This is a genomic window from Pseudomonas oryziphila (assembly GCF_003940825.1).
In the GTDB taxonomy this organism is placed as follows: Bacteria; Pseudomonadota; Gammaproteobacteria; order Pseudomonadales; family Pseudomonadaceae; genus Aquipseudomonas; species Aquipseudomonas sichuanensis.
Window position 1 is genome coordinate 4,341,284 of sequence record NZ_CP034338.1, and the last position, 23,138, is coordinate 4,364,421.

Annotated in this window: 19 protein-coding genes and 1 tRNA gene; 2 read left to right on the top strand and 18 right to left on the bottom strand. The window is 62.6% G+C overall.

Going from position 1 to position 23,138, the window contains the following annotated elements; all coding sequences use genetic code 11:
- Positions 1 to 45: 45 nt before the first annotated feature.
- The 4 genes from EJA05_RS20315 to alaS form a co-directional block, all read right to left on the bottom strand.
- Positions 46 to 136 (bottom strand) — tRNA-Ser (locus EJA05_RS20315).
- Between the two features lie 72 nt (positions 137 to 208).
- Complete coding sequence (csrA, locus tag EJA05_RS20320) at positions 209 to 397, bottom strand: carbon storage regulator CsrA (RefSeq protein WP_003254503.1); 189 nt, start codon at positions 395 to 397, stop codon at positions 209 to 211.
- 169 nt (positions 398 to 566) lie between these two features.
- Positions 567 to 1,802, bottom strand: coding sequence for an aspartate kinase (locus tag EJA05_RS20325; protein ID WP_125465020.1), 1,236 nt, complete (start codon positions 1,800 to 1,802; stop codon positions 567 to 569).
- Between the two features lie 83 nt (positions 1,803 to 1,885).
- The gene (gene alaS, locus EJA05_RS20330; protein WP_145964611.1) at positions 1,886 to 4,510 is read right to left on the bottom strand and encodes an alanine--tRNA ligase; all 2,625 of its coding nucleotides are present in this window, start codon (positions 4,508 to 4,510) and stop codon (positions 1,886 to 1,888) included.
- 378 nt (positions 4,511 to 4,888) lie between these two features.
- Between alaS and EJA05_RS20335 the strand changes: the two genes are divergently transcribed.
- Positions 4,889 to 6,064, top strand: coding sequence for a M91 family zinc metallopeptidase (locus EJA05_RS20335; protein WP_125859549.1), 1,176 nt, complete (start codon positions 4,889 to 4,891; stop codon positions 6,062 to 6,064).
- A gap of 8 nt (positions 6,065 to 6,072) precedes the next feature.
- On the opposite strand, the gene astE is transcribed toward EJA05_RS20335, so the two are convergent.
- The 13 genes from astE to acs form a co-directional block, all read right to left on the bottom strand.
- On the bottom strand, positions 6,073 to 7,080 hold the full coding sequence (astE, locus tag EJA05_RS20340; protein WP_125859550.1) for a succinylglutamate desuccinylase: 1,008 nt from the start codon (positions 7,078 to 7,080) through the stop codon (positions 6,073 to 6,075).
- A gap of 10 nt (positions 7,081 to 7,090) precedes the next feature.
- Positions 7,091 to 7,381, bottom strand: a complete 291-nt coding sequence (locus tag EJA05_RS20345) for a topoisomerase II (protein ID WP_125465024.1) — start codon at positions 7,379 to 7,381, stop codon at positions 7,091 to 7,093.
- 15 nt (positions 7,382 to 7,396) lie between these two features.
- The gene (astB, locus tag EJA05_RS20350; protein WP_125859551.1) at positions 7,397 to 8,746 is read right to left on the bottom strand and encodes an N-succinylarginine dihydrolase; all 1,350 of its coding nucleotides are present in this window, start codon (positions 8,744 to 8,746) and stop codon (positions 7,397 to 7,399) included.
- Between the two features lie 23 nt (positions 8,747 to 8,769).
- Positions 8,770 to 10,233, bottom strand: a complete 1,464-nt coding sequence (gene astD / locus EJA05_RS20355) for a succinylglutamate-semialdehyde dehydrogenase (protein ID WP_125859552.1) — start codon at positions 10,231 to 10,233, stop codon at positions 8,770 to 8,772.
- Complete coding sequence (gene astA / locus EJA05_RS20360) at positions 10,234 to 11,262, bottom strand: arginine N-succinyltransferase (protein ID WP_125859553.1); 1,029 nt, start codon at positions 11,260 to 11,262, stop codon at positions 10,234 to 10,236.
- Positions 11,263 to 11,317: 55 nt separating this feature from the next.
- Complete coding sequence (aruF, locus tag EJA05_RS20365; protein ID WP_125465028.1) at positions 11,318 to 12,337, bottom strand: arginine/ornithine succinyltransferase subunit alpha; 1,020 nt, start codon at positions 12,335 to 12,337, stop codon at positions 11,318 to 11,320.
- 149 nt (positions 12,338 to 12,486) lie between these two features.
- Positions 12,487 to 13,707: an aspartate aminotransferase family protein gene (locus EJA05_RS20370; RefSeq protein WP_125859554.1), complete on the bottom strand. Its 1,221-nt coding sequence runs from the start codon at positions 13,705 to 13,707 to the stop codon at positions 12,487 to 12,489.
- Positions 13,708 to 14,038: 331 nt separating this feature from the next.
- On the bottom strand, positions 14,039 to 15,019 hold the full coding sequence (argR, locus tag EJA05_RS20380; protein ID WP_125465030.1) for a transcriptional regulator ArgR: 981 nt from the start codon (positions 15,017 to 15,019) through the stop codon (positions 14,039 to 14,041).
- A 102-nt stretch (positions 15,020 to 15,121) separates the two neighbouring features.
- Positions 15,122 to 15,886, bottom strand: a complete 765-nt coding sequence (locus EJA05_RS20385; RefSeq protein ID WP_110991919.1) for an ABC transporter ATP-binding protein — start codon at positions 15,884 to 15,886, stop codon at positions 15,122 to 15,124.
- Between the two features lie 22 nt (positions 15,887 to 15,908).
- Positions 15,909 to 16,607 (bottom strand): ABC transporter permease, encoded by a 699-nt coding sequence (locus EJA05_RS20390; RefSeq protein ID WP_110991920.1) that lies wholly within the window; start codon positions 16,605 to 16,607, stop codon positions 15,909 to 15,911.
- On the bottom strand, positions 16,604 to 17,293 hold the full coding sequence (locus EJA05_RS20395; protein ID WP_110991921.1) for an ABC transporter permease: 690 nt from the start codon (positions 17,291 to 17,293) through the stop codon (positions 16,604 to 16,606). The genes EJA05_RS20390 and EJA05_RS20395 overlap by 4 nt, the downstream gene beginning before the upstream one ends.
- A gap of 91 nt (positions 17,294 to 17,384) precedes the next feature.
- Positions 17,385 to 18,170 carry an ABC transporter substrate-binding protein gene (locus EJA05_RS20400; RefSeq protein WP_125465031.1) on the bottom strand — a complete coding sequence of 262 codons (786 nt, stop codon included), beginning with the start codon at positions 18,168 to 18,170 and terminating at the stop codon, positions 17,385 to 17,387.
- Between the two features lie 521 nt (positions 18,171 to 18,691).
- On the bottom strand, positions 18,692 to 20,653 hold the full coding sequence (gene acs / locus EJA05_RS20405; protein ID WP_110991923.1) for an acetate--CoA ligase: 1,962 nt from the start codon (positions 20,651 to 20,653) through the stop codon (positions 18,692 to 18,694).
- Positions 20,654 to 21,062: 409 nt separating this feature from the next.
- Between acs and EJA05_RS20410 the strand changes: the two genes are divergently transcribed.
- Positions 21,063 to 21,317 carry a DUF2790 domain-containing protein gene (locus EJA05_RS20410; protein ID WP_125859556.1) on the top strand — a complete coding sequence of 85 codons (255 nt, stop codon included), beginning with the start codon at positions 21,063 to 21,065 and terminating at the stop codon, positions 21,315 to 21,317.
- A gap of 120 nt (positions 21,318 to 21,437) precedes the next feature.
- Here the strand turns inward: EJA05_RS20410 and EJA05_RS20415 are convergent, their stop codons facing one another.
- Positions 21,438 to 22,997, bottom strand: coding sequence for a sigma-54-dependent transcriptional regulator (locus EJA05_RS20415; RefSeq protein ID WP_125859557.1), 1,560 nt, complete (start codon positions 22,995 to 22,997; stop codon positions 21,438 to 21,440).
- Positions 22,998 to 23,138: the final 141 nt, after the last annotated feature.

A 23,138-nucleotide genomic window follows, 5' to 3' on the forward strand; every position in this document is an offset into this window, starting at 1 on the left:
TCTTGCTGTGCCATCCAGATCGCCAGAAGCGCTCTAGGCAAATAATGGCGGTGAAGGGGGGATTCGAACCCCCGATACCCTTATGAGGTATACTCCCTTAGCAGGGGAGCGCCTTCGGCCACTCGGCCACCTCACCGCAACACGAGGCGAATATTAAACACACCCTTCCTCGTTTGCAACCCTTTTTTTGAAAAAAACTTCAAAAAAATTAAAGGCTTGGCTCCTCGTCCTTCTCTTTCTTGATCCGCAGGTAGATTTCCTCGCGGTGAACGGCCACTTCTTTTGGCGCGCTCACGCCGATACGCACCTGGTTGCCTTTGACACCCAGGACCGTCACGGTGATCTCACCGTCACCAATGATCAGGCTCTCGGCGCACCGACGAGTCAGAATCAGCATAGTTTTCTCCTCACATGTAACTTCAGGGACAACAGTCTTTGATTAAGCAGGGCCCGGCCGGGGACGACGGCACTGGCCCGGACCAACTACCAGCAGCACCTGGACAAGGGTGCGACCGGCAGCCAGAAACACGAAGGGCGCGGCAAGCCGCGCCCTCTCAGGCAACGCCTTACTCGCCCTGTCGGGCAGGGGCATCGAGCTCGAACGCGGTGTGCAGCGCGCGAACGGCCAGCTCCAGGTACTTCTCTTCGATCACTACCGAGACCTTGATCTCGGAGGTGGAGATCATCTGGATGTTGATGCTCTCCTTGGCCAGGGCTTCGAACATGCGGCTGGCAACACCCGCGTGCGAACGCATGCCAACGCCAACGATCGATACCTTGGCGATCTTGGTATCACCCACCACTTCACGCGCACCGATCTCACGGGCGGTGTTCTCCAGCACGCTCAACGCCTTTTCGTACTCGTTGCGGTGCACGGTGAAGGTGAAGTCGGTGGTGTTATCGTGCGAAACGTTCTGCACGATCATGTCGACTTCGATGTTCGCCGCACTGATCGGGCCGAGGATCTTGAAGGCAACGCCTGGGGTGTCCGGGACGCCACGAATGGTCAGCTTGGCCTCATCACGGTTGAAGGCGATACCGGAAATGATTGGCTGTTCCATGGATTCCTCTTCATCAATGGTAATGAGGGTACCCGGACCCTCCTTGAAGCTGTGCAGCACGCGCAGCGGGACGTTGTACTTGCCGGCGAACTCCACCGAACGGATCTGCAGCACCTTGGAGCCGAGGCTGGCCATTTCCAGCATCTCCTCGAAGGTGATCTTCTCCAGGCGCTGGGCCTGGGGCACGACACGCGGGTCGGTGGTGTAGACGCCATCGACATCGGTGTAGATCTGGCATTCGTCGGCCTTCAGGGCCGCTGCGAGAGCCACACCGGTGGTGTCGGAGCCACCACGGCCGAGCGTGGTGATGTTGCCGTGCTCGTCAACGCCCTGGAAACCTGCAACCACGACCACGCGGCCGGCCTTGAGGTCGGCGCGGATCTTCTGGTCGTCGATCTGCAGGATGCGCGCCTTGTTGTGCGCGCTGTCGGTGAGGATGCGCACCTGGTTGCCGGTGTACGACACCGCAGGCACGCCACGCTTCATCAACGCCATGGTCAACAGGCCGATGGTGACCTGCTCACCGGTCGAAACAATCACATCCAGCTCGCGAGGCTCTGGCTTGTCGGTAATCTGCTTGGCCAGGTCGATCAGGCGATTGGTTTCGCCGCTCATGGCCGACAGCACCACCACCAGGTCAGTGCCTTGCTCACGGAATTTCTTGACCTTGTCGGCTACCTGCTCGATCCGCTCGATGGAACCGACAGAGGTGCCGCCAAATTTCTGTACGATCAACGCCATTTCAAAGGTGCCTCAGCCCCAAGGGGCCCCAAAAAACAATCCAACATGAAGCGACCGCCGACTAGACCGGCGGTCGCTTCATCTCAAAGTCCCTGCTCGGCGAACGGCACAGCCAGGGCCAAGGCATTGTCCAGCGCGGCGACATCGACGCCACCACCCTGGGCCATGTCCGGGCGACCACCACCCTTGCCACCCACCGCCGCAGCGGCTTGCTTCATCAGATCGCCAGCCTTGAGTTGGCCGGAGAGGTCCTTGGTCACGCCAGCCACCAGCACGACCTTGCCCTCATGCTCGCTGCCCAGCAGGATCACTGCATGGCCGAGCTTGTTCTTCAGCTGATCGACGAGCGCCAGCAAGGCCTTGCCATCCTGCCCATCCAGGCGAGCGGCGAGCACCTTGGCGCCCTTGACCTCAACGGCCGCATTGGAGAGATCGTCCCCGGCGGCGCTGGCGGCCTTGGCCTGCAGCTGTTCAAGCTGCTTTTCCAGCTGACGGTTGCGCTCGAGCACAGCCGACAGCTTGTCGATCAGGTTGTCGCGGTTACCCTTGACCAGTTGCGCAGCTTCCTTGACCTGCTCTTCGGCAGCATTCAGGTAAGCCAGCGCGGCGGCACCGGTGACCGCTTCGATACGGCGCACGCCAGAGGCCACGCCGCCTTCGCTGATGATCTTGAACAGGCTGATGTCGCCCGTGCGTTTGGCGTGGATGCCACCGCACAGTTCGACGGAGAAGTCACCGCCCATGCTCAGCACGCGCACGGTGTCGCCATACTTCTCACCGAACAACGCCATGGCGCCCTTGGCCTTGGCGGTCTCGATGTCGGTCAGCTCGGTCTGCACCTCGGTGTTACGACGCACTTCACGGTTGACGATATCTTCCAGCGCCTTGATCTGCTCAGGCTTGACTGCCTCGAAGTGGCTGAAGTCGAAACGCAGGCGCTGGCTGTCGACCAGCGAGCCCTTCTGCTGTACGTGTTCGCCCAGCACCTGGCGCAGCGCTTCGTGCAGCAGGTGGGTGGCGGAGTGGTTCAGCGAGGTAGCGTGCTGGACATCGGCATCGACACGCGCGTCGACGGCGGCGCCAACGGTCAGTGCACCGCTGGCAACCACACCGTGGTGCAGGAAGGCGCCACCGGTCTTGGTGGTGTCGCGCACATCAAAACGCGCGGCGCCAGCCTGCAGGTAACCGCAGTCACCCACCTGGCCGCCCGACTCGGCGTAGAACGGGGTGCGATCCAGGATCACCACGCCCTCTTCGCCTTCGCCCAACTGCTCGACCGCCTGGCCATCCTTGTACAGGGCAATGACCTTGCCCTGGCCTTCGGTGGCATCGTAGCCGAGGAAGTCAGTGGCGGTATCGACCTTGACCAGGCTGTTGTAGTCCATGCCAAAGGCGCTGGCGGAGCGGGCACGCTCACGCTGGGCCTCCATTTCACGCTCGAAGCCGGCCTCGTCGATGGTCAGTTCGCGCTCGCGGGCGATGTCGGCGGTGAGGTCCATGGGGAAGCCGTAGGTGTCGTACAACTTGAACACCACGTCGCCCGGTACAACCTTGCCCTGCAACTGGGCCAGGTCCTGCTCGAGGATGCGCAGGCCCTGCTCCAGGGTCTTGGCGAACTGCTCTTCTTCGGTCTTGAGCACCCGCTCGATGTGCGCCTGCTGGCTTTTCAGCTCAGGGAAGGCTTCGCCCATCTCGGCGACCAGCGCGGCAACGATCTTGTGGAAGAAGCTGCCGGTGGCGCCCAGCTTGTTGCCGTGGCGGCAGGCGCGACGAATGATGCGGCGCAGCACGTAACCACGACCTTCGTTCGACGGCAGCACACCGTCGGCGATCAGGAAGCCGCAGGAACGGATGTGGTCAGCGACCACTTTCAGCGAAGGTTGCTCGTCGTTGCTGCAACCGATGGCCTTGGCAGCCGCGGCCAACAGGCTCTGGAACAGGTCGATCTGGTAGTTCGAGTGCACATGCTGCATCACCGCACTGATGCGCTCCAGGCCCATGCCGGTGTCCACCGACGGCGCTGGCAGCGGGTGCAGGACGCCATCGGCGGTGCGGTTGAACTGCATGAAGACGTTGTTCCAGATCTCGATGTAACGGTCGCCGTCTTCTTCCGGCGAGCCAGGTGGGCCGCCCCAGATGTCGGCGCCGTGGTCGTAGAAAATCTCGGTGCACGGGCCGCACGGGCCGGTGTCGCCCATGGTCCAGAAGTTGTCGGAGGCGTACGGAGCGCCCTTGTTGTCACCGATGCGCACCATGCGCTCGGCGGGCACGCCGACTTCCTTGGTCCAGATGTCGTAGGCCTCGTCGTCGCTGGCGTAGACGGTGACCCACAGTTTTTCCTTCGGCAGGTTCAGCCACTTGTCCGAAGTCAGGAAGGTCCAGGCGAAGGTGATTGCATCGCGCTTGAAATAGTCGCCGAAGCTGAAGTTGCCCAGCATCTCGAAGAACGTGTGGTGACGGGCGGTATAGCCGACGTTTTCCAGGTCGTTGTGCTTGCCGCCGGCGCGTACGCACTTCTGGCTGCTGACAGCGCGGGTGTATGCGCGCTTTTCCTGGCCGAGGAAGCAGTCCTTGAACTGGTTCATGCCGGCGTTGGTGAACAGCAGGGTCGGGTCATTGCCCGGGATCAGCGAGCTGGAGGCAACGCGAGTATGTCCCTGCTCTTCGAAGAAGCGGAGGAAGGCTTCACGGATTTCTGCGCTTTTCATAGGTTCTTCCACGGAAACGGCGGCCACACGTCGAATCGACGAAACGACGGCAAAGGGCCGCATTATATCGGTCCTGCAGTCTGGGTGCAGTGTGTTTGTGCGATAGAAACCGTCGATAAGGCGGTTTATCAGACTAAAGCAGTTGGAAACGGCATGACCGCGATGCTAAAGCCAGGGTTTCGCTGATGGCAAGCCAATTGCTGCGCGAGCCTGGCAATTTCGCCGGGAAAATTCATTAAATCGCGTTCATTCAAGAAGGGATCCAAAAACCGCCATCGAGCAGACGCGCCCCGGAGTCGAAGACACTAAAGATTTACCGCTTGCCCGCCCTGACGGCAGACTAGCCTGTGGCCCCTTTCAAACTCACGGAAGCAGGCCATGTCTGTGCAAAACGTCTGGATTACACACGCCTCTTTACCACGCCAATCCTACCCCCTGCCCTACCACGATCCGCAACTGTCGATCGAAACGCGCCAGGCGTCGCTGCTGATCGAAACACTGCACTGGGGTGCCGAACTGCACGTGCACGGCACCGCCACCGGGATCAGCGTGCAGATCGCCCACACGCTCTATGAGCTGGCCGTTCCAGCGCATTGGCCGCTGCATGTACGCACTGGCGACGGCAATGACAAGGTGACGTTTACCGGCCTGCAGACTCACGTGGTCATTGAAACGCAGGGCGGCGATGACGATGTGCATCTCGAAGGATCGAGCGGGCCTGACCGCGCAGGCATCGCCGTTGTCGACGCAGGCCCCGGCGATGACCTCGTGGTCGCCGAAGACCTGAAGGAGGTGGAGATCGAGGGCGGCACGGGCAACGACAACATCAGCAGCAACGCAACCCACAGCTCAATCTACGCCGGAGATGGCGACGATACCGTATGGATAGAAGGAGGGCGGGCGATCATCGAGGCGATGAGCGGCCTCAACGCCGTGAGCAACGGCCCCTTGGACGATCGCATGTATGGCCACCCCGGGAGCATCACTGCCCTGGGAGGCCGGGATGCCCCCCTGATGTTCGAGGCATGGAACACCCCGCTGCCGGAAGACCACGCCCAGACATTCCAGGTCAGGGGCGATTACCGCTACGTCGAGAAGGTCACCCGCCAGCTCAAGATGCTCCGGGCCACGCTGACAGGTTCGACGCTGATGGCGGACCTGGTGGCCAGGCACGCCAGGATCGTCATCAGCCATCATCCAGCCCTGGACAACGCCATGGCCGAATTCAGCCCCGGCCAGGCGGCCCCCAGAATCGCGAGCGGCATGCGTGGCACACCAGCGCTGAATATCAATGTCTTTTACAACCCGCTGACCCACATAACCGGCGCCCCTTCGCTGATCATCCTCTATCACGAGCTGTGCCATGCCTGGAATTTCGCCACCGGTACCCTGATGGGCGACACGGAGCAACAGGCCGTCGGGCTGGACAGCGGCGAACCGCCATTCGACTTCGATGACGACCCACAGACACCTGCGACCGCCAGCAACCCTTATCCCTTCAACGAAAACGCCTTGCGCCAGGAGCTGGGCTTGGCGGCCCGCACGCATTACTGATGGCGATATCAGGCCAGGCGCTGGCCATTGTCCGGAACGATCACTATCCCCGCCCGCAGGCCATTCTTGACCTTAGGGTTGGGGAAGATGATCCGCGCGCCCTCCTCCTCGACGACCCAGCGCATTTCGGCCAGGTCCTCGGCCAGCAGGTAGCCCTTGCTCAACTCGGAGAAGTTCTCGATGTCTGCCGGCAGATGCAGGTGGAAGCTGTCACTGTGCTTGATGATCTCGCGGGCGACACTGAACAGCTTCAGGCCGTCGAGCGAGTCGCCGGTCTCAGGCTCGGTACCTTCGATGATCTGGATGAGGCGCTCTTCGAGCTTGTCGAGATTGACGCCTTCGTTCTGCCCAAACGGCCGCGCCTTGCCCAGTTCGAGGGTGAAGGCCTCGGCCTCCAACTGCTCATAGGTGAAGGCACTGAAGGTAATCGAAGACTTGCTCTGCAGCAGCACTGCCTCCATCCCTGCCGCAGCCAGGCGCGCCAGTTCACGCCGAGAATGGGTGCGGCCCTCCTTGTAGGGATACAAGGCGAACTGCTCGATCTTGGAACCGCGGATCGCGGTATGCAGGTCGTAATGCAGGCGGGTGCGCTCTGGCTTGCTGAAGAACACCCGGGCAAACTGCTCGAGCTCAGCGGCACGCAATGCCTCGAAGCCGCTGGAAAGCTCATGACGGCCATTGAACAGACGGTTGATGTCCTGCTCGATGAAGCGCTCGCCCTTGCGGATCGCCGCCGGGTTGCCGAACAGGAACAGCACCCGCGCACGGGGCTTGATCTTGCCATTGGCCACGCCATGCAGCAGCCGCTCGAGCAGTTCGATGGGCGCCGTCTCGTTGCCGTGAATCCCGGCCGAGAGCAGCAGATCCAGCCCGCTGTCATCGCCTTCGGGCGGACGCACTTCCAGTGCGCCCTCCCCCAGCCAGCGCAAACGCGCGCCCTTGGGTGTCACTTGGGTCTTCTCGGCCGGTTCGTGATCGGTCAGGGTCAGCTCAAGCAGTTTACCGAGGGCGAGCATAGGCACTTCCTTAGTGGTGGTGGCCGCAGTCCGGGCCATGGACGTGATCGTCGTCGTCACCGAGCTCTGCCGGTTCCATTTCCAGTTGCAGGCTGACCAGGTTGGTGGCCATCGGACGCAACAGCAGGTTGGCGTACTCGGTGTCGTTCTCGTCGACATCGACACCGATCAGCAGCTGGCCGCGGCCGTCCTGCTGGATCCACACTTCCTTGCCTTGCCAGACCACGGCAAAGCGCGTGCAGGAGGTTTCCAGCTGGGTGCCGTCTTCATCTTCCAGGATCAGGCGCAGGGCATCGGACATTGCAATTTCTCTCTATCAAGGTTGGCGTTGGAACGGATACACCGAACCCAGCTTCATGATCTGGGTCAGCTCATCCAATGCCGTGCGACACTCGATCAGCAGTTGCGGGTCGGCCAGGTCCGCTTCGCCAAGGCGGTCGCGGTAGTGCTTGTCGACCCACTGCACCAAGGTGTCGTACAGCGAGGCGGTCATGATAACGCCTGGATTGACCGCCGCCAGTTCCGTTTCCTTCAAGGCCACGCGCAAACGCAAGCAAGCCGGGCCACCACCGTTCTGCATGCTCTGCTTGAGGTCGAACACCTTGACCTCCTTCACCGGGCCGCCCTGGCTGGTCAGTTGCCCCAGATACGCCCAGACGCGTTCGTTGTTGCGGCACTCTTCCGGCACCACCAGCAGCATGGAACCGTCGGCGCGGCTGAGCAGCTGGCTGTTGAACAGGTAGGAACGCACCGCGTCCTCCACCGTCACCGCCGCGCGCGGCACGCAGATGGCCTGGAACTGGCCACCCTTGCCGGCCAGTTTAGCCTGCAGCTGGCCGAGCACGGCGTCGGTCTCGAGGAAGGCGTCCTCGTGGTAGAACAGCACCTCGCCGTTGCCCACCGAGATCACATCGTTGTGGAACACGCCCTGGTCGATCACCGCCGGGTTCTGTTGAGCGTAGACCACGCCATCGTCACGCAGGCCGTGCAGCCGGGCGACCGCCTGCGAAGCTTCCAGAGTCTGGCGCGCCGGGTACTTCTGCGGCGCCGGATAGCGGCTGTCGAACGCGCTGCGGCCATAGACGAAGAACTCGACGCCGGCATCGCCGTAATCTCGGCAGAAGCGCGTGTGGTTGGCAGCACCTTCGTCACCGAACTGCGCCACCGCCGGCAGCGCGGCATGGTGGGCGAAGTGCTTGTCGTCATTGAACATGGCCCCCAGCACACGGCTGGTGGTCGGGTGTTCGATGCTGCGGTGGTATTTGCAGTTGAGGTTGGCGGCAGTGAAGTGCACGCGGCCGTCGGCGGTGTCGGCGCTGGGGCTGACCGTGGCGGCGTTGGCCACCCACATGCTCGAGGCCGAGCAACTGGCGACCAGCAACGGCATGGCGTCTTTCGCCGCGCGGCGGATCACCTCAGCGTCGCTGCCGGTGAAACCCAGGCTGCGCAGGGCCGCCACATCCGGGCGCTCCTGCGGCGCCAGCACGCCTTGCTGGAAGCCCATCTCCATCAGCGCCTTCATCTTGGCCAGGCCCTGGCGCGCCGCTTCGCGCGGGTTGGAGCCCTGCTGGCTGTTGCTTTGTGACGCCACGTTGCCGTAGGACAGGCCACCGTAGTTGTGGGTCGGCCCCACCAGGCCATCAAAATTCACTTCGTAGGATTTCATCGGCAAGGCTCCGAGACCTGTTGTTATAGGGTGACGCCCGGCGTCAGGGTCGCCGGCAGTACAAGGCTCGCGGTCTCCAGCGAAGCCACGGGGTAGGCGCAATAGTCGGCCGCGTAGTAGGCGCTGGCGCGGTGGTTGCCGCTGGCACCCACACCACCGAACGGCGCGCTGCTGGCGGCACCGGTCAGCTGCTTGTTCCAGTTGACGATACCGGCGCGGCTGCGCAGCCAGAAGTGCTGGTAACGGGCATTGGAGTCCGACAGCAGCCCGGCGGCCAGGCCGTACTGGGTGTTGTTGGCCTCATTGATCGCCGCGTCGAAATCGCTGTAGCGGATCACTTGCAGCAGCGGGCCGAAGAACTCTTCGTCCGGGCGACCGGTCACGGCAGTGACATCGATGATGCCCGGGGTCAGCAATGCCGCACTGGCCTGTGGCTGGGTCATCTCCAGCAGCGCCACCGCGCCCTTGTCGAGCAGATCAGCCTGGGCCGCGACCAGCGCGCGGGCAGCCTGCAGCGAAATCACCGAGCCCATGAAAGGTGCAGGCTGCTGGTCGAAAGCGCCGACACTGATGCTGCGGCTGACCTCGACCAGGCGCGCGAGCAGTTGGTCGCCCCAGGCGCCCTGGGGCACCAGCAGGCGCCGGGCACAGGTGCAACGCTGGCCGGCGGAAATGAACGCCGACTGGATGATGGTGTAGACCGCTGCGTCCAGGTCCTTGACCTCGTCCACCACCAGCGGGTTGTTGCCGCCCATCTCCAGGGCCAGGATCTTGTCCGGGCGCCCGGCGAACTGCTGGTGCAACAGGTTGCCGGTGCGGCTGGAGCCGGTGAAGAACAGGCCATCGATACCCGGGTTGGCAGCCAGCGCCACGCCAGTTTCGCGGGCACCTTGCACCAGGTTGAGCACACCGGCAGGCAGCCCGGCTTCAATCCAGCACTGCACGGTCAACTCGGCAACCTTGGGGGTCAGTTCGCTTGGCTTGAAGACCACGCAGTTGCCCGCCAGCAAGGCCGGGACGATATGGCCGTTGGGCAGGTGGCCGGGGAAGTTGTACGGGCCGAACACTGCCACCACACCATGGGGCTTGTGGCGCAGCACGGCCGTGGCATCGGCCAGCGGGCCGCTCTTTTCGCCGGTACGCTCGCGGTAGCTCTGCACCGAGATCGCCACCTTGTTGACCATGCTGGTGACTTCGGTGGCCGACTCCCACAAGGGCTTGCCGGTTTCTTCACCAATGCACCGCGCCAGCTCATCGGCACGGGCCTTGAGCTTTTCGGCGAACGCCTCGAGCACAGCGATACGCGCTTCCAGGCTCAGCTGCGCCCAGTTCGGGAACGCTTGGCGCGCCGCCTCCACTGCCGCTGCAACTTGTGCGGCATCGGCGCCCTGTCCGGCCCAGACCACCGCCTGGGTGACGGGGTTGAGCGACTGCAAGGCTTCGCCCTGGCCAGCCTGCCATTTGCCTGCGATGTAATGCGTGGTCATTTACTGAGCCTCCCGGCCGGCGGACAGCGGCACCGCGCGCACATTGTCGCCGGCGCCCAGGCGCAGGCGCTTGGCGGTCAGCGGATCGACCACCAGGGTGCCTGCGGCAAGGCGCGCCGGCGCGGCAGTGATGCGGCAGTCTTCGCGCTTGCGGTTGTGAATGATGTAAGGGGTGGCGTCGTCACCCGGCGTGCCGACAGCCAGCACCAGGGTTTCGCTTTCACGCACCGCACGGATCTTCGAGGTTTCGCACTCGATGGCCGGGCCTGCGTCGAAGATGTCGACATAACCCTGGTAGTTGAAGCCTTCGCGCTTGAGCATGGCCAGCGCCGGCTCGGTGTCGGCGTGCACCCGGCCGATCACGTCGCGCGCAGCCTGCGACAGGAAGCAGGTGTACAGCGGGAACTTGGGCATCAGTTCGGCGATGAACGACTTGTTGCCCACCCCGGTGAGGTAGTCGGCCTGGCTGAACTCCATCTTGAAGAAGTGCCGGCCCAGGCTTTCCCAGAACGGCGAGCGCCCGGACTCATCGGACATGCCGCGCATCTCGGCGATGATCTTGTTGCCGAACAGCTGCGGGAACTCGGCGATGAACAGCATCCGCGCCTTGGACAGCAGCCGGCCGTTGAGGCCGCTGCGATAGTCGCTGCGCAGGAACAACGAGCACAGTTCGGAGTTGCCGGTCAGGTCGTTGGCCAGGAACAGCGTGGGGATCTCGCGATAGATGCCCAGCTCCTGCGAGGCGCTGACGGTCAGCCCTACCCGGTAGTTGTACCAGGGCTCACGCAAACCGACGGCGCCGGCGATGGCACTGATGCCGACCACCAGGCCTTCGTCGTTCTCCAGCACGAACAGGTAGTCGGTGTCGCCGCGCTCGGCTTCACCGCGGAAGCTCTTCTCGGCCCAGCCGACACGCTGGCCGAGGCGCTCTTCGTTGGCCGGGAGCGTGGTCAGCCCGGTGGTGCCAGTGCTGCGGGCCAATTCGATCAGCGCGGGTAAATCGCTGCTGCGTACAGGACGAACGATCATGCTATCTCCTTGTGCGGCGGTCTGTGCCCGCCGCGAAACTCTCTGTTCCGGCTTATCAGACCGCTACCAGGCGCACGCTGGCACCCTCGCCGACGCCCAGGGCATCGGCGGCTTCGCTGTTCAGGCAGACTGGCTTGCCCGGCACCCAGTCCAGCTCCAGCAGCACCGCGCGGTAATCCTGCAACTGGCCGTTGCACACCAGGTACGGGCGGCCGCCCTTGACCGGCGCTTCGTCAAGCTTGACCGGCACCACACGGCTCTGGGCGATCGAACGGATACCCGAAGCACGGGCATGCAGGGTCGGGCCGCCGTCGAAGATGTCGATGTAATGCTCGGTCTCGAAGCCCTCACGCATGAGGATGTCGAAGGTGATCTGCGCACGCGGATGCACCTGGCCCATCGCTTCCTGGGCCTCATCGTGGAGCAGCGGCACATAGATCGGGTAGTGCGGCATCAGCTCGGCCAGGAAGGTACGGCTCTTCAGGCCGCACAGGCGCTCGGCGTCGGCGTAGTTGAGGTCGAAGAAGTTGCGCCCGATGGCATCCCAGAACGGCGACTCGCCCTGCTCGTCGCTGTAACCGACGATTTCGGTCACCACCGACTCGGCGAAGCGCTCCGGGTGTGCGGCCATGAACAGCAGGCGACCACGGGAGTTGAGTTCGGCGAAGGCGCTGTTGACCAGCTCCGGCAGCACATAGAAGCTGGTCAGCAGGCTGTTGCCGGTGAGGTCGTGGCACAGCGACAGGACGTGGATCTTGTTGTGGATCTTCAGCTCGCGCGAGGCATGCACGAAGGTCTCGTTGCGAAAGCTGTAGAACGGCTCGGAGTAGCCGGCAGAAGCGACGATAGCCGAGCAGCCGACCAGCTTGCCGGTGGCGCTGTCTTCGAGCACGAAGAAGTAGCTCTCTTCGCCATTGAAGCTCACTTCAGCGGCAAAGGAGGTTTCCGAGGCGGCGATCTTGTCGCCCAGGCGACCGGCATCATCCGGCAGCGAGGTGACACCAATGGGGCTGTCGGCAGCCATGCGCTGCACTTCGTTCAGATCAGCCATTTGCGCGGGGCGCATCACCAGCATGGTGTCACTCCTTTCGGGAAAGCGCGCCGATCAATCGGCACGGGAAAACAGCGGGCACGCGCCACTACCTGCAAGCAGGTGCCCGCATTGAAATTCAGGATTCGCCCGCCCCGATCGTGATCAGGGCGGGCGAAGGGACTACCGGGCGATCAGCCCTGAGCCAGTTTGGCCACGGCACGCTCGAAGCGATCCAGGCCTTCGTCGATGTCGGCATCCTCGACCACTAGGCTCGGGGCGAAGCGCACCACGTCGGGGCCCGCCTGCAGCACCATCAGGCCTTCCTTCTCGGCAGCGTTGAGGATGTCCTTGGCCTTGCCTTTCCAGGCGTCGCTGAGCACGCAGCCGAGCAACAGCCCGACGCCACGCACCTGGGTGAACAGGCCGGATTGCTGGCCGAGCTTTTCCAGGCGGGTCTTGAAGCGCTCGTGCTTGGCCTTGATGCCCGCCAGCGTTTGCGGGGTGTTGATCACGTCCAGCACTGCACAGGCGACGGCGCAGCCCAGCGGGTTGCCGCCGTAGGTGGTGCCGTGGGTGCCGACGGCCAGGTGCTTGGCAATCTCGCTGGTGGTCAGCATGGCGCCGATCGGGAAGCCGCCGCCCAGGCTCTTGGCGCTGGTGAGGATGTCCGGGGTGACGCCGTAATGCTGGTAGGCATACAGCGAGCCGGTACGGCCGACGCCGGTCTGCACTTCGTCGAAGATCAGCAGAGCATTGTGTTCTTCACACAGCTTGCGGGCGCCTTCCAGGTACGCCTTGTCGGCCGGAACCACGCCGCTCTCGCCCTGGATCGGCTCGATCACCACGGCGCAGGTCTTGTCGGAAATCTGCGCCTTCAGCGCGTCCAGGTCGTTGTAGGCCACGTGGCTGATGCCGGTGATCTTCGGGCCAAAGCCGTCGGAGTACTTGGGCTGGCCACCTACGCTGACAGTGAACAGGGTGCGGCCGTGGAAGCTGTTAACCGTGGCGATGATTTCGTGCTTGTCCGGGCCAAAACGGTCATGGGCGACGCGACGGGCCAGCTTGAAGGCGGCCTCGTTGGCTTCGGCGCCGGAGTTGCAGAAGAACGCACGCTCGGCAAAGGTCGCGTCCACCAGCTTGTGCGCCAGGCGCAGGGCCGGCTCGTTGGTGAATACGTTGGAGACGTGCCAGAGGGTGTTGGCCTGTTCGGTCAGCGCCTTGACCAGCGCCGGATGGCAGTGGCCCAGGGCGTTGACGGCGATACCGCCGGCGAAGTCGATCAGTTCGCGACCCGACTGGTCCCAGACTCGGGAGCCCTCGCCTCGCACAGGAATGAAGGCCGCCGGAGAATAGTTGGGAACCATGACCTGGTCGAAATCGGCACGTTGCACCGGGGCTTGCTCAACGGACATCTGAGTCTCCTGAAGAGGAACGCTGGCCTGGAAGTGGCGAGCGATGGGGGGATTGTAAGGACTGATCGGCGCCTGTCCTTGCTGCCAGGCGACAACTTGTTACAGCGCAAAACCCTGTTTTCAGCAGGTTTTCGGCAATGCGACAAACACTGTCGCAATCGCGCAGTGTAATGGCAGACAGGGGCTGGGTGAACGGGTGTTCACATTACAACTGTACCGGCCCTTTCGCGGGTAAACCCGCTCCCACAGGGACCGCACAGGTTTCGAATGCTGCACAGATCCTGTGGGAGCGGGTTTACCCGCGAAAGGGCCGCCACAGGCAATAGAGAAATCAGCCCTTTTCGGCCGGCGCCGAGCTGAGTTCGAACGGGCTGCTGCTGCGCCGCTGGTTGCGGTCTTCACGCGGCGTGGCGCCAAAGAAGTTGCGGTACGCACTGGAGAAATGCGGCCCGGAGGAGAACCCGCATGACAGGCCAATCTGGATGATCGACTTGCTGGTCTGCATCAGCATCTGCCGCGCCTTGTTCAGGCGCAGCTCCAGGTAATACTGGCTGGGCACCCGGTTGAGGTACTGCTTGAAGATCCGCTCCAACTGGCGACGGGACACGCACACATGCTGGGCAATCTCGTCGGTGGTCAGCGGCTCTTCGATATTGGCCTCCATCAGCAGCACCGCCTGGGTGAGCTTCGGATGGCTGGAACCCAGGCGGTTCTGCAGCGGAATACGCTGGCGCTCCCCCCCTTCACGAATGCGTTCGACCACCAACTCTTCGGAGACCGCACCGGCCAGTTCGGCGCCGTGGTCACGCGCCAGCACCGCCAGCAACAGGTCGGTCACCGCCATGCCGCCACAGGCGGTCAGGCGGTCCCGATCCCAGTCGAACAGGTGGCTGGTGGCGATCACCTTGGGGAACCGCTCGGCAAAATCGTCCTGCCAGCGCCAGTGCACCGCAGCGCGGTAACCATCGAGCAGCCCCATCGCCGCCAGCGGATAGACCCCGGCGGACAGGCCACCGACCATGCAGCCACTACGCGCCAGCTGCTTGAGCGCAGCCGAAAGCGCCGAGCTGATCGCAGCCGGCGGTTCGTCGGCCAGCAGGAACAACTTCTGGCAACCTTCCAGGCGGCCGTTCCAGGCCTCGCCCGGCAGGCGCCAGGCGCCCTCCTGCCCGGCTTCGGCCTGCAAGTAGACCAGCTCGTAGACCACCTCCGGATGCACCCGTTGGGCCACCTGCAACACCTCGTCGGCCAACGCCAGGGTCAGCGGCTTGGTGCTGGGCCAGATGAGAAATCCGATTCGCTGGGTGGTCATAGGGCGTGGTCCGAAACCTGGAGGGGAAGGTTCGCGCTCGTGGCGCCAAGGCATGCCGCGCGCGTTGCGCAGCATGCCCCATTATGGTGCAAAGTGCAGCCTTTACTTGAGGCTACCGGAGAGGAACTGCTTGAGTCGCTCGGACTGCGGATTGACCAGCACTTCACGCGGGCAGCCGCGCTCTTCCACCAGGCCTTTGTGCAGGAACACCAGCTGGTTGGAGACTTCCCGGGCAAAGCCCATCTCGTGGGTGACCACCACCATGGTGCGGCCTTCCTGGGCCAGCGACTGCATCACCTTGAGCACATCGCCCACCAGCTCAGGGTCCAATGCCGAGGTCGGCTCGTCGAACAGCATGACCTCGGGTTCCATGGCCAGGGCGCGGGCGATGGCCACACGCTGCTGCTCGCCGCCGGACATGTGCCCGGGGAATGCATCCTTGCGATGAGCGACACCAACCTTGTTCAGGTAGTGCTCGGCCTTTTCAAGCGCTTCCTTCTTGTTCACCCCCAGCACGTGCACCGGGGCCTCGATGACGTTCTCCAGCGCAGTCATGTGCGACCACAGGTTGAAGTGCTGGAACACCATCGACAGCCGCGAACGCATGCGCTGCAACTGTTTCGGGTCGGCGGCCTTGAGCGCGCCGTCCTTGCCGGCCACCAGCTTGAGCTCTTCATTGTTGAGCAGGATCCGCCCGGCATGGGGCTGCTCGAGCATGTTGATGCAACGCAGGAAGGTCGATTTGCCCGAGCCACTGGAGCCGATGATGCTGATCACGTCGCCTGCCTTGGCTTCGAGGGAGATGCCCTTGAGCACCTCGTGGCTGCCGTAGCGCTTGTGCAGGTCTTGGATTTGAAGTTTGTACATGCTGTCGGTTCTCACAGAGCGGTCAGTGCTTGCGCGGCGCCAGGTAGCCGAGCCAGCGGCGTTCGGCCATCTTGAACAGGCGCACCAGGATGAAGGTCAGGCACAGGTAGAACACGCCCGCCGTGATGTAGGCCTCGAAAGGCAGGTAATACTGGGCATTGACCGTGCGCGCAGCACCGGTGATGTCGATCAGGGTGACGATCGACGCCAGGCTGGTGGTCTGCAGCATCATGATCACCTCGTTGCTGTACTGCGGCAACGCCCGGCGCAGCGCCGACGGCAGCAGGATGCGACGGTACATCTTGAAGCGCGACATGCCGATCGCCTTGGCGGCCTCGATCTCGCCATGGGGCGTGGCCTTGAGGCTGCCGGCGATGATCTCGGCGGTGTAGGCGCTGGTGTTGATGGCGAACGCCAGGCAGGCGCAGAAGGTCGCGCTGGACAGCCATGGCCACAGGAAGCTTTCGCGCACCGCCTCGAACTGGGCCAGGCCGTAGTAGATCAGGAACAGCTGCACCAGCATCGGCGTGCCGCGAATGACGTAGGTGTACAGCCAGGCGGTCATGTTCACCACCGGTTGTTTCGAAACCCGCATCAAGCCCAGCGGGATGGCCGCCAGCAGGCCGAACAGCAGCGACAGCGCCAGCAGCTTCAGCGTGGTCAACAGGCCGCCCAAGTACAGCGGCATGGCTTCCCAGATGACGTTGTAGTCAAAGATCATAGTTCAACCACCTTGACGCCAACCGAGTAGCGCTTCTCGAGGTACTTCAGCGCCAGCAGCGAGACACTGGTCAATACCAGGTACAGCGCCGCCACCGCCAGGAAGAAGGTGAAGGGTTCGCGGGTGGCATCGGCCGCCTGCTTGGCCTTGAACATCATGTCCTGCAGGCCGACCACCGAAATCAGCGCGGTCGCCTTGGTCAGCACCAGCCAGTTGTTGGTGAAACCCGGGATCGCCAGGCGGATCATCTGCGGCACCATGATGCGGAAGAACACCTGCAGGTTGCTCATGCCATACGCCGCACCGGCCTCGGCCTGCCCCTTGGGGATGCCCAGGAAGGCGCCGCGGAAGGTTTCCGACAAGTAGGCCCCGAAGATGAAGCCCAGGGTGCCGATACCGGCCACCAGCGGGTTCAGGTCGATGTAGTCGTCATAGCCCAGCAGCGGTGCCAGCCGATTGAGCAGGTCCTGGCCGCCGTAGAAGATCAGCAGGATCAACACCAGGTCAGGGATACCACGGATCACCGTGGAATAAAGGTCACCCAGCCAGGCCAACCAGCGCACCGGCGACAAGCGCAGCGCCACACCGATCAGGCCGAGGACGATGGCCAGGGCCATCGACGAAAGGGCGAGCTGCAGCGTCAGCCACGCCCCATCGAGGATGACTGCCCCATAGCCTTTCAACATGATTGCAATTCCTCAGGGCTTGGGAATGAAAAATGGTGCAAACCTCAGAGATTCTGCTGTTTGCACCATTGCACAGGTGAAACCCTACGTCTTACTGAGCGTCAGGGCCGTAGATGTCGAAGTTGAAGTACTTCTTCTCGATCTCTTTGTACTTGCCGTTCTTGCGGATAGCGTCGATGGCCGCATTGAGGCGGTCGGCGTTTTCCTTGTCGCCCTTGCGCACGGCGATACCAATGCCGTCACCGAAGTACTTGGAGTCGGTGAATGCCGGGCCGACGAAGGCGAAGCCCTTGCCGGCGTCGGTTTTCAGGAAGCCGTCTTCGAGCAGGGTGGCATCGGCCACGGTGCCGTCGAGGCGACCGGCCGCGACGTCCAGGTAGATTTCGTTCTGAGTGCCGTAAGGCACGACGGTGGCGCCTTTCGCAGCCAGGACTTCCTTGGCGAAGCGGTCGTGAATCGAACCGCGCTGCACACCGATTTTCTTGCCCTTGAGCTCGTCCAGGCTTTCGCTGACGGCAGTACCTTCCTTCATCACCAGGCGAGCCGGGGTGAGGTAGTAGCGTTTGGTGAAGTCAACCGACTTCTTGCGATCGTCAGTGATCGACATGGACGACAGGATGGCGTCGATCTTGCGCACTTTCAGTGCCGGGATCAGACCATCGAATTCCTGCTCGACCCAGGTGCACTTGGCTTTCATCTCTTCGCACAGGGCGTTGCCGATGTCGTAGTCGAAGCCGGCGATGCTGCCGTCGGGTTGCTTGAAGGCGAAGGGTGGGTAGGCGGCCTCGATACCGATCTTCAACGGCTTCTCATCGGCCTGCGATACCAGGGAAAACACGGAAAGCGCCAGGGCGCCAAGCAGTGCAAGCTTCTTCATCAGGTAACTCCATCGGTACGGGGCAATACAAGGCAGGTGTAACGGCTGCCCGATATGCGAATGGGTACAACGCGAGCCGCGCAGGTTTCGACCAAGGTCGCAGACCACGAGCGAGTGAGTGGCATTTTAGCGACAGCCCGGTAGTCGATATTTCTTCAAAGCGACAACTAGTTACAGAAGCGCTTGAAACCGCGGCGGGCGATATTGACAGCTCTCGCTGATTATGCAAGAGCAAAAGAGAAATAACCTATATCCAAAGCAATAAGCGCGCCTATTATTGGCAAACCCTTGTATTCCGGCAAGTGCAGCGTGCTACGGTGCATGAAATGGCTGAAAGATCGCACCGCGATAGGCCACAGATTGTTTCCTCAAGCCCCATTTCTGTGCGAAACCACCTACAGGCACGGTTACCGATGAATGTCGGGTAACAGTCCATCCAGTAAAGCAAAAACCCCGCCGGTTGCCCGGCGGGGTTTGCTTTGATGGGAGGCAGTCGCGGGGCAAGCCCTCGATCAGGCAGATCAGGCCGAAGCCAGGCTCATCGCCTTGTGGGTATCGATCAGGTGCTGCACCACACCCGGGTCGGCCAGGGTGGAGATATCACCCAGCGCGTCGTACTCGGCCGTGGCAATCTTGCGCAGGATGCGGCGCATGATCTTGCCCGAGCGGGTTTTCGGCAGCCCCGGCGCCCACTGGATCACGTCCGGCGAAGCGATCGGGCCGATCTCCTTGCGCACCCAGTTCTTCAGCTCCAGGCGCAGTTGCTCGCTCGATTCCTCGCCGGCATTGAGGGTGACATAGACATAGATGCCCTGCCCCTTGATGTCGTGCGGCACACCCACCACCGCGGCCTCGGCCACTTTCGGGTGGGCAACCATGGCGCTTTCGATCTCGGCAGTGCCCATGCGGTGGCCGGACACGTTCAGCACGTCATCCACACGGCCGGTGATCCAGTAGTAGCCGTCCTCGTCGCGACGGGCGCCGTCACCGGTGAAGTACATGCCACGGAAGGTCTTGAAGTAGGTGTCGACAAAGCGGTCGTGGTCGCCATACAGCGAGCGCGACTGGCCTGGCCACGAATCGAGAATCACCAGGTTGCCTTCGGCCGCGCCATCGATCAGGTTGCCCAGGTTGTCCACCAGGGCCGGCACCACACCGAAGAATGGGCGGGTCGCCGAACCCGGCTTGAGCGCGGTAGCGCCCGGCAGCGGGCTGATCAGCACCCCCCCGGTCTCGGTCTGCCACCAGGTGTCGACGATCGGGCAGCGCTGCTTGCCGACGGTCTTGTAGTACCAGTTCCAGGCCTCCGGGTTGATCGGCTCGCCCACCGAACCCAACAGACGCAGGCTGGAACCATCGGCGCCGGCCACGGCGGCTTCGCCCTCAGCCATCATGGCGCGGATCGCGGTCGGCGCGGTGTAGAGGATGTTGACCTTGTGCTTGTCGACGATCTTCGACACGCGGGTGATGTCCGGGTAGTTCGGCACACCTTCGAACAATAGCGTGGTGGCGCCATTGGCCAGCGGGCCATAGACGATATAGCTGTGGCCAGTCACCCAACCCACGTCGGCGGTGCACCAGTACACCTCGCCCGGGCGGTAGTCGAACACCCGCTCATGGGTGAGCGCGGCATACACCAGGTAGCCACCGGTAGTGTGCAGCACACCCTTCGGCTTGCCGGTGGAGCCGGAGGTATAAAGGATGAACAGCGCCTCTTCGGCACCCATCTCTTTCGGCGCGCAGTGGCTGGAGGCGACCTTCATCAGGTCCTCGTACCAGATGTCGCGGTGCTGGTGCCAGGCGATGTCGCCGCCGGTGCGCTTGCACACGATGATCTTCTGCACGCTGCTGGTTTCAGGGTTGGTCAGGGCCAGGTCGACGTTGCCCTTGAGCGGGGTACGACGGCCGCCGCGCACACCTTCGTCGGCGGTGATCACCACTTTCGACTTGCAGTCGATGATGCGCCCGGCCAGGGCCTCTGGCGAGAAGCCACCGAACACCACCGAGTGGATCGCACCGATACGGGCACAGGCCAGCATGGCCACCACCGCCTCGGGAATCATCGGCATATAGATGGTGACCACGTCACCACGGTGCACGTCCTGGCCACGCAGGGCGTTGGCGAACTTGCAGACCTGCTCGTGAAGCTCGCGGTAGGTAATGTTGCGGTGCTCGGAAGGGTCGTCGCCCTCCCAGATGATCGCCAACTGGTCGCCGCGCTCTTCGAGGTGGCGGTCCAGGCAGTTGGAGGAAACGTTCAGAGTGCCGTCGGCGAACCACTTGATATCGACATGGTGGTCGTCGAACGAGGTCTGCTTGACCTTGGTGAAGGGCTTGATCCAGTCCAGGCGCTGGGCCTGCTCGCGCCAGAAGCCGTCCGGGTTGATCACAGACTGCTGGTACATGGCCTTGTAGGTGGCCTCGTCGGTCAGGGTAGTGGCCGCAACCTCGGGACGAACGGGATACAGTGGAGCCGCACTCATCTGTGTTACCTCGGTGTAATAGTTGTTTTTGTATGGAACCGTTTGTAACTGTACCAGAGCGGCAAAAGCCATTCGACGTTGGTAGTAACGCGCCCCACCGATGCCCGCCCCATCAGGCTCGACCGCTCTAACTCATGGCACACAGCCATCCGCGAGAAAAACCGGAGCATGCTGCCAAGGGATTGTTACAGATTCTGTCAAAAGACTTTATCAAAACCCCCTCTGTTTCGGCCGCGGCCACGCTCCTAAAATTCAACTCGCCAGCAACGGCAACGCGATTAACTTCTGGTTACAGCCCCCACGAAGGCAAAGTTGATCCGCACCTCATCCTGATAGTTGAACAACCGTTGTACTCGCGGCGCCACAAGCGCCGCGTGCCCCCTCACGACCTTAGACAGGTAAATAGAAAATGAAAGCTTTACTGGTATTGGTACTTGGCAGTCTTTGCGGCGCGGCACTGGCCGGCGAGGCAAAAGATGCCGAGCAGATTCCGGTTGAACAGTACAATTATTCGCAGCACCTGGACATCGCCCGCGTTATTTCCATGAGCGAAGTGCCCAATGTCTGCGAAGTGGTGCCGGCCCGTATGACTTACGAGGACTCCCAGGGCCAGAAGCACATTCTCGAATACCGCGTGATGGGTAACGGTTGCTCCAACGGCTGATCCCGTGAATTGGGGCCCCACCGGGGCCCTTTCGCGGCTAAAGCCGCTCCCACAGGTTCTCCTAATCCCTGCGGGAGCGGCTTTAGCCGCGAAATTACTGAATGCCACAACTTTCTGAAATTAGTCAGCCGACTTGTTAAGTGAATAATCACGCAACTTGTTGGCAATCGTCGTATGGGAAACACCCAGTCTTTTGCCCAACGCCCGGCTACTTGAATATTCACTCATCAAACTTTCAAGTACCGCCTTTTCAAAACGCCCGACAATCTGCGCAAGATCACCGTCCAGCGAAAATTCGCCCAACGGCTGGCGCGCACCATAATCCGGCAAACGGATATGTTCGCTCTTCACTATCCCGCCTTCGCACAACGACACGGCCTGGAACAACACGTTCTCCAGTTGCCGAACGTTGCCTGGCCAATGGTACTGACTGAGTTTGTCCATCGCTGCAGGCGCCAGCCGCGGCATCGGGCAACCAATCTGCCGGCTGGCCTGGTCGAGAAAGTGCTGCACCAACCCCTCCAACCCATCCATGCACTCGCGCAGCGGCGGGATGTGCAGCGACAGCACGTTGAGCCGGTGGTAGAGGTCCTGGCGGAACTCCCCACGGGCACACAGCTCGGACAGGTCGACCTGAGTGGCACAGATCACGCGTACGTCCAGGTAAACCTCCTCATCGCTACCCACCCGGCGGAAGCAACCGTCCTGCAGGAAACGCAGCAGCTTCACCTGCAGGCGCGGGCTCATCTCCCCTACCCCGTCGAGGAACAAGGTGCCGCCTGCGGTCAGCTCCAAAAGCCCGAGCTTGCCTTCGGCACGCGCGCCCTCGAATGCCCCCGGCCCGTAACCGAACAGTTCGGTTTCGGCCATCGACTCCGGCAGGCCGGCGCAGTTGAGCGCCATCAATGGCGCCTGGCCACGCGGGCTGGCCAGGTGGCAGGCGCGGGCCAGCAGCTCCTTGCCGGTACCGGTTTCGCCCTCGATCAGCAGCGGCGCATCCAACGGCGCCATGCGCCGGGCCTCGCGCACCACCGCCGCCATCACTCGCGAGCTCTGGAAGATGCTGTCGAACCCGCGCAGCTCCTGCTTGCGCACGTTGTAGATGCGCTCGCCGATGCGGTCGGCGCGATGCAGGGTCAATACCGCGCCGGCCAGCGCCTCGCTTTCGTCGTGCTCCGACTGCAGCGGCGCGATGTCGGCCAGGAACACGTCACCCTTGACCTTGATGCGCAGGCCGTTGATGCGCGACTTGTTGGCGCGCACCAGCTCCGGCAGGTCGAAGTCCTCGACATAGCGTGAAAGCGGCAGGCCCGGCACCTCATCGACCCGCACCCCGAGCAGCTGCGCCGCGCTGCGGTTGGCGGCCACGATGCTGCCGCCCATGTCGATGGACAGCACCGGGAAGTCCAGCGCCCCGAGCAAGGCATTGAGCTCCATGTGCCGGCGCTCGCTGGGCATCAGCCCGACCCGCTTGACCCCGAACACCCCGGCGATCGCTTCGAACTTCGGCCGCAAGGCCTGGAACTGGATATTGATCAGGTTCGGGCAGTGCAGGTAGATGGCGTTGCCATGATCGCCCCCCACCTCGCCGCGCAGCACGTTGATGCCGTACTCCACCAGCAGGTTGAGGATGTCGCGCAGGATCCCGATGCGGTTCTGGCAGTGCACTTTGATACGCATGAAAGCTCTCGAAGCGACCGAAGTTTTTCTTCGGCACGCGGAAAAGTCGTAAAGATAAGCTGACAAAATCCACTTGAAGGCCAGCTCGATGTCCGTGATTTTCCGGGATGACAGGGCTTTTGTAAAATTATCGTTACAAAA

What these genes read in the sequence shown, in the direction of transcription:
- alaS (WP_145964611.1), bottom strand. Translation starts at nt 4,510, where the DNA reads ATGAAAAGCGCAGAAATCCGTGAAGCCTTCCTCCGCTTCTTCGAAGAG.
- astB (WP_125859551.1), bottom strand. Translation starts at nt 8,746, where the DNA reads ATGAAATCCTACGAAGTGAATTTTGATGGCCTGGTGGGGCCGACCCAC.
- EJA05_RS20335 (WP_125859549.1), top strand. Translation starts at nt 4,889, where the DNA reads ATGTCTGTGCAAAACGTCTGGATTACACACGCCTCTTTACCACGCCAA.
- EJA05_RS20325 (WP_125465020.1), bottom strand. Translation starts at nt 1,802, where the DNA reads ATGGCGTTGATCGTACAGAAATTTGGCGGCACCTCTGTCGGTTCCATC.
- astA (WP_125859553.1), bottom strand. Translation starts at nt 11,262, where the DNA reads ATGATCGTTCGTCCTGTACGCAGCAGCGATTTACCCGCGCTGATCGAA.
- acs (WP_110991923.1), bottom strand. Translation starts at nt 20,653, where the DNA reads ATGAGTGCGGCTCCACTGTATCCCGTTCGTCCCGAGGTTGCGGCCACT.
- EJA05_RS20400 (WP_125465031.1), bottom strand. Translation starts at nt 18,170, where the DNA reads ATGAAGAAGCTTGCACTGCTTGGCGCCCTGGCGCTTTCCGTGTTTTCC.
- aruF (WP_125465028.1), bottom strand. Translation starts at nt 12,337, where the DNA reads ATGCTGGTGATGCGCCCCGCGCAAATGGCTGATCTGAACGAAGTGCAG.
- astE (WP_125859550.1), bottom strand. Translation starts at nt 7,080, where the DNA reads ATGCTCGCCCTCGGTAAACTGCTTGAGCTGACCCTGACCGATCACGAA.
- EJA05_RS20370 (WP_125859554.1), bottom strand. Translation starts at nt 13,707, where the DNA reads ATGTCCGTTGAGCAAGCCCCGGTGCAACGTGCCGATTTCGACCAGGTC.
- EJA05_RS20410 (WP_125859556.1), top strand. Translation starts at nt 21,063, where the DNA reads ATGAAAGCTTTACTGGTATTGGTACTTGGCAGTCTTTGCGGCGCGGCA.
- astD (WP_125859552.1), bottom strand. Translation starts at nt 10,233, where the DNA reads ATGACCACGCATTACATCGCAGGCAAATGGCAGGCTGGCCAGGGCGAA.
- EJA05_RS20345 (WP_125465024.1), bottom strand. Translation starts at nt 7,381, where the DNA reads ATGTCCGATGCCCTGCGCCTGATCCTGGAAGATGAAGACGGCACCCAG.
- EJA05_RS20415 (WP_125859557.1), bottom strand. Translation starts at nt 22,997, where the DNA reads ATGCGTATCAAAGTGCACTGCCAGAACCGCATCGGGATCCTGCGCGAC.
- EJA05_RS20390 (WP_110991920.1), bottom strand. Translation starts at nt 16,607, where the DNA reads ATGATCTTTGACTACAACGTCATCTGGGAAGCCATGCCGCTGTACTTG.
- argR (WP_125465030.1), bottom strand. Translation starts at nt 15,019, where the DNA reads ATGACCACCCAGCGAATCGGATTTCTCATCTGGCCCAGCACCAAGCCG.
- EJA05_RS20395 (WP_110991921.1), bottom strand. Translation starts at nt 17,293, where the DNA reads ATGTTGAAAGGCTATGGGGCAGTCATCCTCGATGGGGCGTGGCTGACG.
- csrA (WP_003254503.1), bottom strand. Translation starts at nt 397, where the DNA reads ATGCTGATTCTGACTCGTCGGTGCGCCGAGAGCCTGATCATTGGTGAC.
- EJA05_RS20385 (WP_110991919.1), bottom strand. Translation starts at nt 15,886, where the DNA reads ATGTACAAACTTCAAATCCAAGACCTGCACAAGCGCTACGGCAGCCAC.